This is a genomic window from Klebsiella sp. JB_Kp031 (genome assembly GCF_040064295.1).
Taxonomy (GTDB): Bacteria; Pseudomonadota; Gammaproteobacteria; order Enterobacterales; family Enterobacteriaceae; genus Klebsiella; species Klebsiella quasipneumoniae.
In genome coordinates this window covers 112792-131725 of record NZ_JBEAJW010000038.1, presented here as the reverse complement: position 1 = coordinate 131725, position 18934 = coordinate 112792, and the positions used below count along the sequence as shown (strand labels likewise).

Annotated in this window: 11 protein-coding genes; 6 read left to right on the top strand and 5 right to left on the bottom strand. The window is 56.0% G+C overall.

Annotation, left to right across the window (positions count from 1 at the left end; translation table 11 throughout):
* Positions 1 to 93: 93 nt before the first annotated feature.
* Entirely contained in the window at positions 94 to 1185 is a 1092-nt protein-coding gene (gene ompK36 / locus ABLV64_RS17855; RefSeq protein ID WP_044524243.1) for a porin OmpK36, read from the bottom strand.
* Positions 1186 to 1957: 772 nt separating this feature from the next.
* Here ompK36 and rcsD point away from each other — a divergent pair.
* Positions 1958 to 4615 (top strand): phosphotransferase RcsD, encoded by a 2658-nt coding sequence (gene rcsD / locus ABLV64_RS17850; RefSeq protein WP_348843032.1) that lies wholly within the window; start codon positions 1958 to 1960, stop codon positions 4613 to 4615.
* 15 nt (positions 4616 to 4630) lie between these two features.
* Positions 4631 to 5281, top strand: coding sequence for a response regulator transcription factor RcsB (gene rcsB / locus ABLV64_RS17845; protein ID WP_004201684.1), 651 nt, complete (start codon positions 4631 to 4633; stop codon positions 5279 to 5281).
* Positions 5282 to 5326: 45 nt separating this feature from the next.
* Here the strand turns inward: rcsB and rcsC are convergent, their stop codons facing one another.
* Together rcsC and gyrA are read right to left on the bottom strand one after the other, a co-directional pair.
* Positions 5327 to 8167, bottom strand: coding sequence for a two-component system sensor histidine kinase RcsC (gene rcsC, locus ABLV64_RS17840; RefSeq protein ID WP_017899297.1), 2841 nt, complete (start codon positions 8165 to 8167; stop codon positions 5327 to 5329).
* 131 nt (positions 8168 to 8298) lie between these two features.
* A complete protein-coding gene (gene gyrA, locus ABLV64_RS17835; RefSeq protein WP_004201688.1) occupies positions 8299 to 10932 on the bottom strand; it encodes a DNA topoisomerase (ATP-hydrolyzing) subunit A in 2634 nt (877 codons plus the stop codon).
* 146 nt (positions 10933 to 11078) lie between these two features.
* On the opposite strand from gyrA, the gene ubiG reads away from it, so the two are divergent.
* From ubiG to yfaE, 4 genes are all read left to right on the top strand, one after another.
* Entirely contained in the window at positions 11079 to 11807 is a 729-nt protein-coding gene (gene ubiG, locus ABLV64_RS17830; RefSeq protein ID WP_004201690.1) for a bifunctional 2-polyprenyl-6-hydroxyphenol methylase/3-demethylubiquinol 3-O-methyltransferase UbiG, read from the top strand.
* A 344-nt stretch (positions 11808 to 12151) separates the two neighbouring features.
* Entirely contained in the window at positions 12152 to 14437 is a 2286-nt protein-coding gene (gene nrdA, locus ABLV64_RS17825) for a class 1a ribonucleoside-diphosphate reductase subunit alpha (RefSeq protein ID WP_004201691.1), read from the top strand.
* A 101-nt stretch (positions 14438 to 14538) separates the two neighbouring features.
* Positions 14539 to 15669: a class Ia ribonucleoside-diphosphate reductase subunit beta gene (gene nrdB / locus ABLV64_RS17820; RefSeq protein ID WP_004140835.1), complete on the top strand. Its 1131-nt coding sequence runs from the start codon at positions 14539 to 14541 to the stop codon at positions 15667 to 15669.
* Positions 15669 to 15923 carry a class I ribonucleotide reductase maintenance protein YfaE gene (gene yfaE / locus ABLV64_RS17815; RefSeq protein ID WP_004201692.1) on the top strand — a complete coding sequence of 85 codons (255 nt, stop codon included), beginning with the start codon at positions 15669 to 15671 and terminating at the stop codon, positions 15921 to 15923. Before nrdB ends, yfaE begins: the two co-directional genes overlap by 1 nt.
* A gap of 463 nt (positions 15924 to 16386) precedes the next feature.
* On the opposite strand, the gene glpQ is transcribed toward yfaE, so the two are convergent.
* Positions 16387 to 17457 (bottom strand): glycerophosphodiester phosphodiesterase, encoded by a 1071-nt coding sequence (glpQ, locus tag ABLV64_RS17810; RefSeq protein WP_339110533.1) that lies wholly within the window; start codon positions 17455 to 17457, stop codon positions 16387 to 16389.
* A gap of 9 nt (positions 17458 to 17466) precedes the next feature.
* Complete coding sequence (gene glpT, locus ABLV64_RS17805) at positions 17467 to 18813, bottom strand: glycerol-3-phosphate transporter (protein WP_004201695.1); 1347 nt, start codon at positions 18811 to 18813, stop codon at positions 17467 to 17469.
* Positions 18814 to 18934: the final 121 nt, after the last annotated feature.

Genomic DNA, 18934 nt, shown 5'->3' with positions numbered 1-18934 from the left:
TCCTCTTACCAGGGCGACAAGAGTATACCAGCGAGGTTAAACCAGACATAAAAAAAGGCGCCGGAGGCGCCTTTTTGTTATGCATCTTGCGACTTAGAACTGGTAAACCAGGCCCAGTGCAACCACGTCGTCGGTAGAAACACCGGCGTTGCGGGTGAAGCTGTTGTCGTCCAGCAGGTTGATTTTGTAATCAACATAGGTGGACATGTTTTTGTTGAAGTAGTAGGTCGCGCCCACGTCAACATATTTCAGGATGTCCTGGTCGCCGTAGCCTTCCAGATCCTTACCTTTAGACTGCAGGTAAGCCACGGACGGACGCAGACCGAAGTCGAACTGGTACTGAGCAACCACTTCGAAGTTCTGCGCTTTGTTAGCAAAGCCCAGAGAACCAGCGCGGGTCGCGTTGTAGGTCTGGGTGTACTGAGTGGCCAGGTAGATGTTGTTGGCGTCGTATTTCAGACCGCCGGTGTAGGTTTCAGCGTTGTCGCCGTTACCCAGAACCAGGTTGTTCTGATCGTCGGTACGTTTAGAGTGAGAGTACGCGAAACCAGCGCTGATGCCATCAAAGATGTCATAAGTTACAGAGGTACCGAAGCCGTCGCCGTTCTGTTTCTGAGCGCCACGACCGTTGTTGGTCGCGCCTTCGCCGCTGACGCTGCCGTTTTTACCCTGGTACTGCAGAGCAAAGTTCAGGCCGTCAACCAGACCGAAGAAGTCAGAGTTACGGTAGGTTGCAACGCCGTTAGCACGGGACTGCAGGAAGTTGTCAGAACCGTAGGTGTCGCCGCCGAATTCCGGCAGAACGTCGGTCCAGGACGTTACGTCGTATACTACGCCGTAGTTACGACCGTAGTCGAAAGAGCCCGCGTCGCCAAATTTCAGACCGGCGAATGCCAGACGAGTCCATGCCTGATCGCTGGAGCTTTCAGTGTTGTTCGCCTGAACGTTGTATTCCCACTGGCCGTAACCGGTCAGCTGGTCGTTGATCTGAGTTTCGCCTTTCACGCCTACACGCATGTAGGTCTGGTCGCCGTCGACGCTCTTGTCGTCAGAGAAGTAGTGCAGACCGTCAATTTTACCGTACAGGTCTAATTTGTTGCCGTCTTTGTTATAAATTTCAGCCGCATTTGCTGCGCCTGCTACCAGCAGAGCCGGTACCAGGAGGGACAGTACTTTAACTTTCATGTTATTAACCCTCTGTTTGTTATATGCCTTTTATTATGCCACTGCTTACTGATTACCCTTCTAATCAGTCGGCTATTTCATTGTGCTGCAAAATGCAGAATAATCCAACAAGAATATGATACTAAAACTTCTAAGATGTTTCAAAGTTCCCACAAGATGTTTCAATTTGTAAATATGGCGGAACTTTTTTTTACCCCAAAATGGCCAGGGAAATACGCACTAATAATCAAAAAAATTATTTAGCTATTTAAAATCAACAGGATATACAAAACTAAGCCTATAGCACTGAATGGTAAAACAAAATGATCATCGGTGACTAAAATAACAGTCGCTATCATCATTAACTTTATTTATTACCGTCATTCAGTTCTGAATGTCTGTTTACCCCTATTTCAACCGGATGCCTCGCATCCGGTTTTTTTTACCCTTCTTTACACAACTTTAATTTATCTGTGCTAAAGCCAATGATTCCCTAACGACTATTAATCAATCAATTAGGCCGTCTTTTGCGCTTATTCTGCCAATGTCTTGTTATTTCGTGCGATTCCTGGCTTTTGTTTCTGTCAATATCGTCACTGGTCAGTCTTGCGGACGCGGTTTCATTTACGCTTCGTTTCTAAGATAATTCCTGGGCGGTATCGCGCCGCTGGCACCAATCTGTAGTATGGATTTACGCCATTAGCCTTTATACTGCCTGCAGCATCTGCTTTGTTGCCAGTTACTCTGGCGCTACATCCTGTTTACAAACAATGATGAGTCGTTCAGCCACAAGATGACCCCGAAAAAATTCTCTCTGATCCCCGGCAACATCAGCCGCTTCTTCATTTTGATGGTTATTGTCCTGCTGGCGACGATGGGGGTAATGATTCAAAGCGCCGTCAATGCCTGGCTGAAAGAGAAGAGCTATCAGGTAGTTGATGTCTCCCATGCCCTGCACCAACGCATTGATACCTGGCGCTATGCCACCTGGCAGATCTACGACAATATCGCCGCCACCTCCGCCAACACCGCCAGCGGCGGTCTGCAGGAGACGCGTTTAAAGCAGGACGTGTACTATCTGGAGAAGCCCCGGCGTAAAACCGAAGCCCTGATCTTTGGCTCCCACGACAGTTCGACCCTCGAGATGACGCAGAAAATGTCCGATTATCTGGATATTTTGTGGGGTGCGGAGACCATTCCGTGGTCGATGTACTATCTCAATGGGCTGGACAATAGCCTGATCCTTATCTCCACCCTGCCGTTGAAGGACCTCTCCTCAAGCTTTAAAGAGTCAACGATCAGCAGCGTGGTGGAATCCCGGCGTGCGGAAATGCTGCTGCAGGCCAATACCCTTGATGAGCGCGAGACCTTCTCGCCGCTGCGCCATCTTGCCTGGCAGAACGCGCACTACTTCACGTTACGTACTACCTTCAATCAGCCAGGACACCTGGCAACGGTGGTCGCCTTCGACCTGCCGATTAACGATCTGATCCCGCCGGGCATGGCGCTGGATAGCTTTCGTATCGAGCCTGATCCCACGCAAAATGTGGCCGCCAGCCCCGACAAAGAGGCTAGCGATCATATCGGGATCACCTTCAACGGCATGCAGATTGACATCGCCACCGACATCAGCACCACCGGTATGCAGTTAGTGTGGACGGTACCGATGAGCACCATGCTGCTGGAATCCCTGCAAAACATTCTTCTGCCGCTGCTGCTTAACATTGGCCTGCTGGCGCTGGCGCTGTTCGGTTTCACGACCTTTCGGCATTATAAAGGTCGCAGCAGCGCCTCGGGCGCCGGGCTCCCCTCCGCCGCCAATAGCGAACTGCGTTTACTGCGCGCCCTTAATGAAGAAATTGTTTCTTTGCTGCCGCTGGGGCTGCTGGTCCACGATCAGGAAGCCAACCGAACGGTGATCAGCAACCCGATTGCCGACCATCTGCTTCCGCACCTGAATCTGCAGAACATCACTAACATGGCGGACCAGCATCAGGGGGTGATCCAGGCCACCGTCAACAACGAACAGTATGAGATCCGCCAGTATCGCAGCCAGGTTGCGCCGCGCACGCAGATCCTGATTATCCGAGACCAGGACCGCGAAGTGCTGGTCAATAAAAAGCTCAAACAGGCCCAGCGCTTGTATGAGAAAAACCAGCAGGGCCGGACGACCTTTATGCGGCATATCGGCAGCGCCCTGAAGCAGCCAGCCCTTAACCTGGCGGCTGAGGCAGCGGCGCTCGACGGCGCGGAGAGCCGGACGCTGGCGCAGCATGCCGATGAGCTGGTCAAACTGATCGATGATATTCAGCTCGCCAACCTGCTGGAAAGCGATGCCTGGAAAACCAGCCAGTCGCTGTTCTCGGTGCAGGAGCTGATCGACGACGTTGTACCGGAGGTGCTGCCGGCGATGAAGCGCAAGGGTCTGCAGTTGCTTATCAATAACGCGCTGCCTGCCGGCGAACAACGCTATGGTGACCGTGAAGCCCTGCGGCGCACGCTGGTACTGCTGATCCAGTATTCCATCACCACCACGCCTATCGGCAAGATCACCCTCGACGTCTGCCAGGAAGAGTCGGCCAGCGATCGCCTGACCTTCCGCATACTGGATACTGGCAACGGGGTCTCGGCAAACGAGATCGACAATATGCACTTCCCGTATCTCAATGAGACTCAGAGCGATCTGTACGGCAAAGCGAACGCCCTTACCTTCTGGTTATGTGACCGTATGACGCGCAAGCTGGGCGGGCAGTTGACCATCAAAGCGCGGGAGTCGCTGGGGACTCGCTATAGCCTGCATCTGAAAATGCCGGCCAGCGAAGAGGCGCCAGAGGCGGGAGAACATCTGCTGGATGACGTTATCGTCCTGCTGGATGTGACCTCCAGCGAAGTACGGCGGATTGTCACCCGCCAGCTGGAGAGCTGGGGGGCGTCCTGCATCACGCCGGACGATCGAGCGACAAGTCAAGCGTTCGATCTGTATTTAACGGATAATCCGTCTAATCTTACTGCTTCGGGCTTGCTTTTAAGCGATGATGAGGTTGGGATACGCAAAATCGGCCCGGGCCAACTGCGGGTCAACTTTAATATTAGCACGGCGATGCAGGAGGCTATCCTGCAGCTTATTGAGCAGCAGCTGGCGGAGGAGGCGGTTCAACCCGCCACCTCAGGAAACGAGAGTAACGCCGAACTCCATGCCAGCGGCTATTACGCACTGTTTGCCGATACGGTACCGGATGATGTTCAGAGATTGTATACTGAAAACGAAGCGGGTGATTTTGCTGCTCTGGCGCAAACCGCCCACCGCCTCAAAGGGGCATTTGCTATGCTTAATCTGATACCCGGCAAGCAGTTATGTGAAACGCTTGAGCATCTGATTCGCGAAAAGGATGCGCAAGGCATAGAAAAATATATCAGCGACATTGACGCTTACGTCAAGAGTTTGCTGTAGAAGGTAGCCTTATACATGAACACTATGAACGTAATTATTGCCGATGACCATCCGATCGTACTGTTCGGTATTCGTAAGTCACTTGAGCAAATTGAGTGGGTGAACGTCGTTGGCGAGTTTGAAGACTCCACGGCCCTTATCAACAATCTTCCGAAGCTGGACGCCCATGTGCTGATCACCGATCTGTCCATGCCCGGTGATAAATACGGCGACGGGATCACGCTGATCAAATACATCAAGCGCCACTTCCCGGATCTGTCGATCATTGTTCTGACCATGAACAATAACCCGGCAATCCTCAGCGCGGTGCTGGATCTGGATATCGAAGGGATCGTCCTCAAGCAGGGGGCGCCGACCGATCTGCCTAAAGCGCTGGCCGCGCTGCAGAAAGGGAAGAAATTCACCCCGGAAAGCGTCTCTCGTCTGCTGGAAAAAATCAGCGCCAGCGGCTATGGCGATAAACGTCTGTCGCCGAAAGAGAGCGAAGTGCTGCGTCTGTTCGCCGAAGGCTTCCTGGTGACCGAGATCGCCAAAAAGCTTAACCGCAGCATCAAAACCATCAGTAGCCAGAAAAAGTCGGCGATGATGAAGCTGGGCGTCGAAAACGACATCGCCCTGCTGAACTACCTCTCCTCCGTCTCGCTGAGCTCGACGGACAAAGAGTAATCCCGACGCGCTCTCCGTCTCGCCCCGGCGAGACGGAGCTCCCGATTATTCCCGCCCTTTACGTACCCGCGCCGCATATACCGTCAGCGTTTGCTTCAGCACGTCAAGCGTCACCGGCTTGGACAGACAGCTGTCCATCCCCGATTCCAGACAGCGCTGCTTCTCTTCCGCCAGGGCATTGGCCGTTACGCCAATGACTGGCAGCGTCAGGCCAAGCTGACGAATGCGCTGCGTCAGGCGATAACCATCCATATTAGGCATGTTGACGTCGCTGAGCACAATATCGATGTGCTGCTTGCTGAGGACGTTGAGCGCGTCAACCCCGTCGTTGGCGGTCACGCACTGGTAGCCGAGCGATCCCAGCTGATCCGCCAGCAGGCGGCGGTTGATCGGATGATCGTCGACCACGAGAATCATCATGTCGTCGTTATTGCCGACCTGCGCCTCCGGCGCCATCAGCGCCCGGCTATTCTCCGCACTGGCCAGCGCGACGTGGAAAATACGTCCCAACAGCGGCAGCAGTTCATGCGGCGTCGTCACGCTATGCAGCCACTCGCCGGCGGCCCGCTCCTGCGGAATACCGATATGACGACGGCAAAAGATGACCATCGCCCTTCCCTGCCAGCCGCTCAGCGCTTCATCGTCAGTGAGTAAGACATCCTCGGCGTCCGGGGTTTCTCCGGCATGGCGGCGTACCGTCAGGCCGTGATAGCTGAGCAGCGAGGTGACGAACATCGCCAACGAGGTGTTGTGGATGGCCAGCCAGCAGGTCTTGCCAGCGAAACCGTCCGCCGTCACCTGCGGCGTGTTCTGCACGCCATACAGCGGGATGCGGATGGTAAAGCGGCTGCCCATTCCCGGCTCCGTTTCCACGGCGATATCGCCATCCATCATGCTGATCAGTTTTTCGCAGATCGCCAGGCCAAGGCCGGTGCCCTGGAAGTTGCGCTGCACGCCGGTCCCCACCTGGAAGAAAGGGTCGAAGAGGCGCAATACCTCTTTCGCCGGGATCCCCTCCCCGGTGTCGCGGACGCTAATCTGCAGATAATCTCCCGCGCACTGAACGTGGAGGATAATGCAGCCGGTGTCGGTGAACTTGATCGCATTGCTCAGCAGGTTTGAGATCACCTGCTGCAGACGCATCGGGTCGCCTGACATCTGTTCCGGAACGTCCGGTTCGATAAAGCAGTACAGACCCAGCTGCTTGCGCACCACCAGCGGCAGATAGTTGGCGGAGATATGGTTCATGACCTCGCGCGGGGAAAATTCCCGCGGCTCGATCTTCAACTGCTCGGACTCGATTTTGGAGAAATCGAGAATATCGCTGATGATTTTCAGCAGCAGGCTCGAGGAGTTGTTCATCGCCGTCACCAGGCGATCGACGCCTTTCGGCAAGGCTTTAGTCTGCAGCAGATCGAGGTTACCGATGATGCCATACAGCGGGGTACGCAGCTCATGGCTGACGGTGGCAAGGAACATCGATTTCGACTGGCTGGCCTGCTCCGCCGCCTGGGCCATCTCCTGCAGCGACTCCTCCATCTTCACGCGGGCGGAAACGTCCACCAGCACGCAAATCGCCACGTTTTCATTGCGATAGCGCGAGTGGACAAAGCTAATCTGCAGGTTGGTATGGTTGCTGGTCAGCACATCGACAAAGTTGACCTGCTGGCCGCAGATAATCTGCGTCAGCCGCTGGCGGTCCTCGTGGGTCAGCATGTTCAGATAGTTGTGCGCCAGCTCGTTACTGAGAATGTTGGTCCCGTCGAGGGTGCGCAGAATACAGATCCCCACCGGGGCGGAGGCCACGATTTTGCGGTTGAACTGCTCATGCTCTTCCAGCCGTTGAGCGTCATTTTCCGCCGGGATAAAAATGCGCCGCTCATACATCCGCGCCAGCGCAAACAGCATCGCGCCGCTGAGGATATTGAGAACGATGGCGTTGATGATCAGCATGCGGATCCGCTCCAGCACCTGGTCTACCGAGACGGAATAGACGATGCTCAGGGAGGACGGCGCGAGGCTTTTCTTCAGCACCAGCTCGCGGAAACCCGTGCTGTAGCCAAACCACATTCGCTCCTGCATCCACTTCGCTTCGCTCTGGACTTTGCCTTCCGCGCCGGCCAGCGAGATCAGCGGCTGGCCGTTATCGTCGAAGATCGTCACGCTCATCGGCAGGCTGCCCGGCGTAAAGAAGCTTTCCATGCGGATGGTCTGCTCCACGCCGAGCATCGCCTGCAGGCGATTGGCCATATAGATCGGCGTCAGGGCGTAAAAGTAGCCCACCCCGGGGCGCACGCCCTGACTTATCCAGAACAGGTTGTTGCCGCGCTCGTTTTGCGGCGCATTGCGGTATTGCTCAATGCGTTGATGCAGGACTTTCAGCGCCTGATCGCGCTCAATCGGCACGTCCCTCAGGCCAAAGTTGGCCATACAGAGATTATCGCTGCCGATGAGAAAGATGCGGTTAAGGTCGTAGGCGGCGGTAAAATTATCCCGCCAGTAGCGCATAAACCACGCCAGCGATTGGAGCGAATTACGCCATGCACTACTCATTGCGCTGCAGTCGGAGTCAGGATACAGGGGTTCAAAGCTGGGGATCGCAATATCGCCGCTTTGCCCTTGCGCTACCGCATCCCCTGCCGACAGCCGGTTACCGGCGACATACTTGAGCTCTTTAATCACGTCCGCCGTACGCTGAATGTAGCGCTGGGCCTGATCGGCATTGAGATTGAGCTCCTGATGGATCTCGGCTTCCCGCTCGTGTAGCGCGTTGACGATATAAAACACAGAGACAAACGCAATCAGCAGCCACAGCAATACCGCCAGCGCTCTGAACAGATAACGTGAAACCTTCAGGGTTGTGTGGAAAGAGGCAAGATATTTCAATGTGGCGATGCTCGGCCGTCAGGGACTCAACAGAATGGGGTTAAAGTAGCGGTAAACCGGCTTTGCCGCAATGTTAATGCAAAAAGGGCCGGGAGAATACCCGGCCCTTTCAGAACATTTACCTGGGACGATTACTCTTCGTCTTCGGCGATGTCGTCATCGGTATCTGCTTCCGGGGCGATATCATCATCGCCTTCCGCCGCGCTACCGTCGATGGCGTCCAGTTCTTCGTCGTCTACCGGCTCAGCGACGCGCTGCAGACCCACCACGTTTTCATCTTCCGCGGTGCGGATGAGGATCACGCCCTGGGTGTTACGGCCCACGATGCTCACTTCGGAAACGCGGGTACGCACCAGCGTCCCGGCGTCGGTGATCATCATGATCTGATCGCAATCATCCACCTGTACGGCGCCGACCACGGAACCGTTACGCTCGGTGACTTTGATCGAGATAACGCCCTGGGTGGCACGCGACTTGGTCGGATACTCAGCCGCGGCGGTACGTTTACCGTAACCGTTTTGCGTCACCGTCAGGATCGCGCCTTCGCCGCGCGGAATAATCAGCGAGACGACGCTGTCGTTTTCCGCCAGCTTAATGCCGCGTACGCCGGTGGCGGTACGGCCCATGGCGCGAACGGCATCTTCTTTGAAGCGCACGACCTTGCCGGCCGCGGAGAACAGCATCACTTCGTCCTGACCAGAGGTCAGATCGACGCCGATCAGCTCATCGCCTTCGTTCAGGTTCACCGCGATGATGCCAGCGGAACGCGGACGGCTGAACTCGGTCAGCGCGGTTTTCTTCACGGTACCGCTGGCGGTGGCCATAAAGACGTTAACGCCCTCTTCGTACTCGCGGACCGGCAGGATAGCGGTGATACGCTCATCAGCTTCCAGCGGCAGCAGGTTGACGATCGGACGACCGCGCGCGCCGCGGCTGGCTTCCGGCAGCTGATAGACCTTCATCCAGTACAGACGACCGCGGCTTGAGAAGCAGAGGATAGTGTCATGGGTGTTGGCCACCAGCAGGCGGTCAATAAAGTCTTCTTCTTTAATGCGCGCTGCCGATTTGCCTTTACCGCCACGACGCTGTGCTTCGTAGTCGGTCAACGGCTGATACTTCACATAGCCCTGATGCGACAGGGTGACCACCACGTCTTCCTGGTTGATCAGATCTTCGATGTTGATATCAGCGCTGTTGGCGGTGATTTCGGTACGACGTTCGTCGCCGAACTGGTCGCGGATCAGCTCCAGCTCTTCGCGAATCACTTCCATCAGACGGTCGGCGCTGCCGAGGATGTGCAGCAGTTCCGCGATCTGTTCCAGCAGCTCTTTATATTCGTCGAGCAGTTTTTCATGCTCAAGGCCGGTCAGTTTCTGCAGACGCAGATCCAGAATCGCCTGAGCCTGCTGCTCGGTCAGGTAGTATTTACCCTCGCGCACGCCGAACTCTGGCTCCAGCCATTCCGGACGCGCGGCGTCATCACCGGCACGTTCCAGCATCGCCGCCACATTACCGAGATCCCACGCCTGGGCAACCAGCGCCGCTTTCGCTTCAGCCGGGGTCGGCGCGCGACGGATCAGTTCGATAATCGGGTCGATGTTGGCCAGCGCCACGGCCAGCGCTTCGAGGATATGCGCCCGGTCGCGCGCTTTGCGCAGTTCGAAAATCGTTCGACGGGTCACCACTTCGCGGCGGTGGCGCACGAAGGCGGCGATGATGTCTTTCAGGTTCATGATCTTCGGCTGGCCATGGTGCAGCGCAACCATGTTGATACCGAAGGAGACCTGAAGCTGGGTCTGGGAATAGAGGTTGTTGAGCACCACTTCCCCTACCGCGTCTCGCTTCACTTCAATCACGATGCGCATCCCGTCTTTATCAGACTCATCACGCAGCGCGCTGATGCCTTCCACGCGTTTTTCTTTTACCAGCTCGGCGATTTTCTCAATCAGGCGCGCTTTGTTCACCTGATAAGGAATTTCATGCACGATGATGGTTTCGCGGCCGGATTTGGCGTCCACTTCCACTTCCGCGCGCGCGCGGATGTAGACTTTACCGCGACCGGTGCGGTAGGCCTCTTCAATGCCGCGACGGCCGTTGATAATGGCGGCGGTCGGGAAATCAGGGCCAGGAATATGCGCCATCAGCCCTTCAATGCTGATGTCTTCGTCGTCGACATAGGCCAGACAGCCGTTGATCACTTCCGTCAGGTTATGCGGCGGTATGTTGGTGGCCATCCCGACGGCGATCCCGGAGGCGCCGTTTACCAGCAGGTTAGGAATTTTGGTCGGCATGACGTCCGGAATACGCTCCGTACCGTCATAGTTGTCAACGAAATCGACCGTCTCTTTTTCAAGATCGGCCATCAGCTCATGAGCGATTTTCGCCAGACGAATTTCGGTATAACGCATCGCCGCGGCGGAGTCGCCGTCGATGGAACCAAAGTTACCCTGGCCGTCCACCAGCATGTAACGCAGCGAGAACGGCTGCGCCATACGGACGATGGTGTCGTATACCGCGGAGTCGCCGTGCGGGTGGTATTTACCGATTACGTCACCAACGACACGGGCTGATTTTTTATAGGCTTTGTTCCAGTCATTGCCCAATACGTTCATGGCGTAAAGTACGCGACGGTGTACCGGCTTCAGGCCATCTCGGACATCCGGCAGCGCACGGCCAACAATGACCGACATCGCATAATCCAGATAAGAGTTCTTAAGCTCTTCCTCAATGTTGACCGGTGTAATTTCTCTCGCAAGGTCGCTCATCTAACCGCTATCCCTCTACTGTATCCCGGATTCAAAGGTCGCAAATTATAACACAGCCGCGCTAAGAGAGGTAAAGCAATACGGTTTATTCATGGCGCGCTGCTGATATACTCCCAGGTCTGAACAGAAAAGGAGTAAAAGCGCCCATGAATGCCGAAAAAACGTCGGTAGCCCCTAACGTCGATCATGCTGAAATCGCCAAATTCGAAGCCGTCGCCTCGCGCTGGTGGGATCTGGAGGGCGAGTTCAAACCGCTCCACCGCATTAATCCCCTGCGGCTGGGCTATATCGCCGAACGCTCAGGCGGCCTGTTCGGTAAAAAAGTCCTCGATGTCGGCTGCGGCGGCGGCATCCTCGCCGAGAGTATGGCGCGCGAAGGCGCGACGGTCACCGGACTGGACATGGGCGCAGAGCCGCTGCAGGTGGCGAAACTGCACGCCCTGGAGAGCGGTATTCAGGTGGAATATGTTCAGGAAACGGTTGAGGAACATGCCGCGAAGCACGCGCAGCAATACGATGTCGTCACCTGCATGGAGATGCTGGAGCACGTCCCTGACCCACAGTCGGTAGTCCACGCCTGCGCGCGGCTGGTGAAGCCTGGCGGTCAGGTCTTCTTCTCCACCATCAACCGCAACGGTAAAGCGTGGCTGATGGCGGTGGTCGGCGCGGAATATGTCATGAAGATGGTGCCCAAAGGCACCCATGATGTGAAAAAGTTTATCAAGCCGGCCGAACTGCTGGGCTGGGTAGATCAGACTACTCTGAAAGAGCAGCATATCATCGGTCTGCATTACAATCCGTTGACCAACACCTTCAAGTTGGCGCCAGGGGTTGATGTTAACTATATGTTGCATACCAGCGCCAAAAAAGCGTGACGTCAGCAGCTGCGCTTATGATGATTGCGCGGCATCAAGCCGCGTGATTATTTCTTCCGATGAAGAAATCAGCACTCGATCAAATTTTCATTTTTTTTTCTGTTTTATTGACTTCTTCTCCAGGCCTTATGCGACGTGGACTTGCGGATTATTACCCTTCCGCAACCTCAATTTAACGTCAAAATCAACCCTTGTACTCAAAAGATTCCTTACTAAAATACTCACCATATAGCGTTCCTTTTATCGACAACCCCCTACATATAGTATTTATCCACAGAGTTAGTCACAACGGCCTTCTGTGGATAAACGGGGGATATTTTCTTTCACGGACAGGTAAAATCCACATGAATCAGAGTCTGCTGGTGACAAAGCGCGACGGGACCACCGAGCGCATCAATCTCGACAAAATCCATCGCGTACTGGATTGGGCGGCAGAAGGACTGAATAACGTTTCGATTTCCCAGGTAGAGCTGCGCTCGCATATCCAGTTCTATGACGGCATTAAAACCGCGGACATCCACGAAACCATTATTAAAGCCGCTGCGGACCTGATCTCCCGCGAGGCGCCGGATTACCAGTACCTCGCCGCACGTCTGGCGATCTTCCACTTGCGTAAAAAAGCCTTCGGCCAGTTTGAGCCGCCGGCGCTTTACGATCACGTGGTGAAGATGGTCGAGAAGGGTAAATACGATCATCATCTGCTGGAAGACTACACGGAAGAAGAGTTCCAGCAGATGGACGGTTTCCTCGACCACTGGCGCGATATGAACTTCTCCTACGCTGCCGTGAAGCAGCTGGAAGGCAAGTATCTGGTACAGAACCGCGTCACCGGCGAAATTTATGAGAGCGCGCAGTTCCTTTATATTCTGGTGGCTGCCTGCCTGTTCTCTAACTACCCGCGCGAAACGCGTCTGGACTACATCAAGCGTTTCTACGACGCGGTGTCGACCTTTAAAATCTCGCTGCCGACGCCGATCATGTCCGGCGTGCGTACCCCGACCCGTCAGTTCAGCTCCTGCGTGCTGATCGAGTGCGGCGATAGCCTGGATTCCATCAATGCCACCTCCAGCGCGATTGTGAAATACGTTTCCCAGCGCGCCGGCATCGGCATCAACGCCGGCCGCATTCGCGCGCTGGGCAGCCCGATCCGCGGCGGCGAAGCCTTCCACACCGGCTGCATTCCGTTCTACAAACATTTCCAGACCGCGGTGAAGTCCTGCTCGCAGGGCGGCGTTCGCGGCGGCGCGGCGACCCTCTTCTACCCAATGTGGCATCTGGAAGTGGAAAGCCTGTTGGTGCTGAAAAACAACCGCGGTACCGACGCCAACCGCGTTCGTCACATGGACTACGGGGTGCAGATCAATAAGCTGATGTACACCCGTCTGCTGAAGGGCGGCGACATTACCCTGTTCAGCCCTTCCGACGTCCCGGGCCTGTATGACGCCTTCTTCGCCGATCAGGACGAGTTTGAGCGCCTGTACACCCAGTACGAGCAGGACGACAGCATTCGCAAGCAGCGCATTAAAGCGGTTGAGCTGTTCTCGCTGATGATGCAGGAGCGCGCCTCCACCGGCCGCATCTACATCCAGAACGTCGACCACTGCAACACCCACAGCCCGTTCGATCCGGTGGTCGCCCCGGTGCGCCAGTCTAACCTGTGCCTGGAGATCGCTCTGCCGACTAAACCGCTGGAAGACGTCAACGACGAAAACGGCGAAATCGCGCTGTGCACCCTGTCGGCCTTCAACCTCGGGGCTATCGACAGCCTCGACGAGCTGGAAGAGCTGGCGGTGCTGGCGGTGCGTGCCCTGGACGCGCTGCTCGACTATCAGGATTACCCCATCCCGGCCGCCAAACGCGGCGCAATGGGCCGCCGTACGCTGGGCATCGGCGTGATCAACTTCGCTTACTATCTGGCGAAGCATGGCAAACGCTACTCCGACGGCAGCGCCAACAACCTGACCCACAAAACGTTCGAAGCGATTCAGTACTACCTGCTGAAGGCCTCCAACGAGCTGGCTATCGAACAGGGCGCCTGCCCGTGGTTCAACGAAACCACCTATGCGCAGGGTATCCTGCCGATCGATACCTACAAAAAAGACCTGGACGGCATCGTCAGCGAATCCCTGCACTACGACTGGGAAGCGCTTCGCGAGTCCATTAAAACCCACGGCCTGCGCAACTCTACGCTCTCCGCGCTGATGCCGTCCGAGACCTCGTCGCAGATCTCCAACGCCACCAATGGCATCGAGCCGCCGCGCGGTCACGTGAGTATCAAAGCCTCGAAGGATGGGATCCTGCGCCAGGTGGTGCCGGACTACGAAAACCTGCAGAACGCCTACGAGCTGCTGTGGGAAATGCCGAACAACGACGGCTACCTGCAGCTGGTGGGTATCATGCAGAAGTTTATCGACCAGTCGATCTCTGCGAATACCAACTACGATCCGACGCGCTTCCCTTCCGGAAAAGTGCCGATGCAGCAGTTGCTGAAAGACCTGCTCAACGCCTATAAATTCGGCGTCAAAACGCTGTACTATCACAACACCCGTGATGGCGCTGAAGACGCTCAGGATGACCTGGCCCCGTCCATTCAGGACGACGGCTGCGAAAGCGGCGCTTGTAAGATCTAAGGTATTTTTGCCGGGTGGCGCTACGCTTACCCGGCCTACGATTTTGTAGGCCCGGCCAACCCATTCCCGCCGGGCAATACAGTTCAACAGGACTCACTTCAATGGCATACACCACTTTTTCACAGACGAAAAACGATCAGCTGCTTGAGCCAATGTTTTTTGGCCAGCCGGTTAACGTGGCCCGCTACGATCAGCAAAAATACGACATCTTTGAAAAGCTGATTGAAAAGCAGCTCTCCTTCTTCTGGCGCCCGGAAGAGGTTGACGTTTCCCGCGATCGCATCGACTACCAGGCGCTGCCGGAACATGAAAAACACATTTTCATCAGCAACCTGAAGTACCAGACGCTGCTCGACTCCATCCAGGGCCGCAGCCCGAACGTCGCTCTGCTGCCGCTGATCTCCATCCCGGAGCTGGAGACCTGGGTGGAAACCTGGGCCTTCTCTGAGACCATTCACTCGCGCTCGTACACCCATATCATCCGCAACATCGTCAACGATCCGGCGACCGTGTTCGACGATATCGTCACCAACGAGCAGATCCAGAAGCGTGCCGAGGGGATCTCTCACTATTATGATTCGCTGATCGAGATGACCAGCTACTGGCACCTGCTGGGCGAAGGCACCCACACCGTCAACGGCAAGACCGTGACCGTCAATCTGCGCGAGCTGAAAAAGAAACTCTATCTGTGCCTGATGAGCGTTAACGCCCTGGAAGCGATCCGCTTCTACGTCAGCTTCGCCTGCTCCTTCGCTTTCGCCGAGCGCAAACTGATGGAAGGCAACGCCAAAATTATCCGCCTGATCGCCCGCGATGAAGCGCTGCACCTGACCGGCACTCAGCATATGCTGAACCTGCTGCGCTCCGGCAGCGACGATCCGGAAATGGCGGAAATCGCCGAAGAGTGCAAACAGGAGTGCTATGATCTGTTCGTGCTGGCGGCCCAGCAGGAGAAAGAGTGGGCGGACTACCTGTTCCGCGACGGCTCGATGATTGGCCTGAACAAAGATATTCTCTGCCAGTACGTCGAGTACATCACCAATATCCGCATGCAGGCGGTGGGCCTTGATCTGCCGTTCCAGACCCGCTCCAACCCAATCCCGTGGATCAACACCTGGCTGGTCTCCGACAACGTTCAGGTGGCGCCGCAGGAAGTAGAGGTCAGCTCTTACCTGGTCGGCCAGATCGACTCTGAAGTCGATGCCGACGATCTGAGCAACTTCCAGCTGTAATGAAGCGGATCTTCTTGAAAATCTCTGACACTCGCCTTGAGTGTCAGGATGAACACCCTTCCCTGTTGGCTGCTCTTGAATCGCATAATATCGACGTCGAGTATCAATGCCGCGCAGGCTATTGCGGCTCCTGCCGCACCCGTCTGGTCTCCGGCCAGGTTGACTGGCTGACCGAGCCGCTGGCCTTTATCCAGCCGGGCGAGATTTTGCCCTGCTGCTGCCGGGCGAAAGGCGATATTGAGATCGAGATGTAGTCTTGTCAGGTGGCGCTACGCTTACCTGAGCTACTGTTCCAGGACCGGCCGTTTACGCACTGCCGCCCTGGGCTGCTGAAACTGCCGGTGTTGACGGCCTCAAAATCGCTGAGACGTTCCCGGAAGGCCGTGGCAGCCCGCTTGGATGCGGGCTGAGGGCCGTGTTTTGCATGGACGCTGCCTCGGCCCGATCCGAAGCTTGCAGGGATAAGTCGAAGGGACCGCGCAGCGGCGATTTTGCTGGCCGGAGCCCGGGGGTACAGGGGGAGGCGGCGACTGGCCTCCCCCTGTGCGCTCCCTGCGCTATGAAAGGCATAACGCAGAAGAAATATCCGGAGCACAATCTTCCAGGAAATATCATAGAACAAACGTTATTCCCGGGTCGAAATCGTTGCACGCCGAGAACCGTGTCAACAAAACCGCAGTTCGTACGCCGGGTAAGGCGCAACCGCCACCCGGCTTTTTAGCGTTTAGCGTCCAGGAACTGCACTGCTTTATCCGGGAAATCGGTAAACAAGCCGTCGACGCCCGCCTGGTTATACAGCAGGTCATAGAGCTGATTAACGTTAGTCGCGTACTCCGGCAACTGATCCGCGCGCACGGTGTACGGATGCACCTGCAGATGGCTGGCGTGCGCCTCTTTCACCATCGCCGTCAACTTCACCGCCCCCGGCTTTGAGCCTTCCGCCACCAGCATATGGTAATCCGGACCAATGCCGTCGGCGTACTGTGCAATCTGCGCCATAGCCCCCGGCTTGAACATCCAGTCATAGCTGTAGTTCACCCATTGGCCATCGGCCTGTTTCTGCTGGGTTTCATTCCAGTCGGTATAGGCGATGAGCTGCACCAGATTAAGATCCATGCCCATCTTCGGCTCCAGCTCATTTTTAATGCGCTTCAGCTCGTTGGCGTCAAAGCACTGCAGATAGACCTTATCCTGCTTGCTGGTGTAGCCATACTCTTTCAGCACTTTCAGGGTGCTGGCTGCAATATCTTTGCCTTCCTGATGGTGGAACCACGGCGCTTTGATTTCCGGGTAAATACCGATGTTTTTGCCGGTGGAATGGTTCAGCCCCTGGACAAACTCAATCTCCTCTTCAAAGGTATGAATGCGGAAATCGGATTTGCCCATCGGGAAACGCCCGGGGTAGGTTTGCACGTTCTTGCCATCTTTCGGCTCAAAGCCTTCGGTAAACTTCAGCGACTTAATCTCGGCCAGGGTAAAGTCGAAGGCATAGAAACGGCCATCTTGACGCGCCCGCTGCGGGAAGCGCTGAGCGACGTCGGTCACCCGGTCGAGATAATGGTCGTGCAACACCACCAGCCGGTCGTCTTTGGTCATCACCAGGTCTTGCTCAAGGTAATCCGCCCCCTGCGCGTAGGCCATCGCTTTCGCCGGCAGGGTATGCTCAGGCAGATAACCGCTGGCGCCCCGGTGGGCGATAACCATTTTTTCTGCCGCGACGACACTGGAGCACAGTGCCGAACCGACCAACATCATGCTGCTCATTAACGCGGTGAGTTTCATGTTCATCGCCGCTCCTTAGGCTTGTTTCAGCTGTTGATGATGACGGCGTTCACCGAGCATCACGATAACCAGCAGGACGACCGCCAGCACACTGCCGCCGATCATTACCATAAAGCCGCCGTCCCAGCCGAAGAAATCGACGGTGTAGCCGACGATGGCGCTCGCGGCCACGGAGCCGCCGAGATAACCGAACAGACCGGTGAAGCCTGCCGCGGTACCGGCAGCTTTCTTCGGCGCCAGCTCCAGCGCATGCAGACCAATCAGCATCACCGGGCCGTAGATCAGGAAGCCGATAATAATCATACAGGCCATATCCACGCCCGGGTTACCCGCCGGGTTCAGCCAGTACACGATGGTAGCGATGGTCACCAGGGTCATAAAGAACACGCCGGTGGCGCCGCGGTTGCCTTTAAACACCTTATCCGACATCCAGCCGCACAGCAGGGTGCCCGGGATCCCGGCGTACTCGTACAGGAAGTAGGCCCAGGAGGATTTATCCAGCGCGAAGTGCTTCACCTCTTTCAGGTAGGTCGGCGACCAGTCGAGAATGCCGTAGCGCAGCAGATAAACGAAGACGTTGGCGACCGCGATGTACCACAGCAGCTTGTTCGGCAGAATGTACTGCATAAAGATCTGCTTCGCCGTCAGCTCTTGTTCATGCTCTTCGCTGTAATCGTCCGGGTAGTCATTTTTATATTCTTCGATTGGCGGCAGGCCGCAGGATTGCGGAGTATCGCGCATCATCGCAAAGGCGAAAATCGCCAGCAGGATAGCGGCGAACGCCGGCATATAGAGCGCCGCGTGCCAGTCATTAAACCAGGCCATACCTAACAGGAACAACAGCGGCGGGATCCCGCCGCCGACGTTATGCGCGCAGTTCCACACTGAAACAATTCCGCCACGCTCTTTCTGCGACCACCAGTGGACCATGGTACGGCCGCACGGCGGCCAGCCCATCCCCTGGAACCAGCCGCAGAGGAACAGCAGCACGAACATGATCATGATGCTCGAGGTGGCCCACGGTACGAAGCCCATCACCAGCATCACCAGCGCGGCGAGGATCAGCCCCGCCGGCAGGAAAATGCGCGGATTCGAACGGTCAGAGACCGATCCCATGATGAATTTCGAAAATCCGTAGGCAATGGAGATGCCGGAAAGGGCGAAACCGAGGTCGCCGCGGGAGAAACCCTGCTCGATAAGATAGGGCATCGCCAGGGCAAAGTTCTTACGAACCAGATAGTAAGCGGCATAACCAAAGAAGATGCCGATAAAAATCTGCCAGCGTAACCGACGATAGAGCGGGTCGATCTCCGCGGCTGGCAAACGCGCTTTATGCGCGGCGGGTTTAAAAATACTTAACATATCAGCCTCCGTGGCCCTTGCTGTTTTTTACTAACGTCACGACAACAATCCCAGATTAATCACTAACTTCGAATCTGGCCGCGATGGTAGGCAATACGTAGAGCTGATACTGTGAAACATC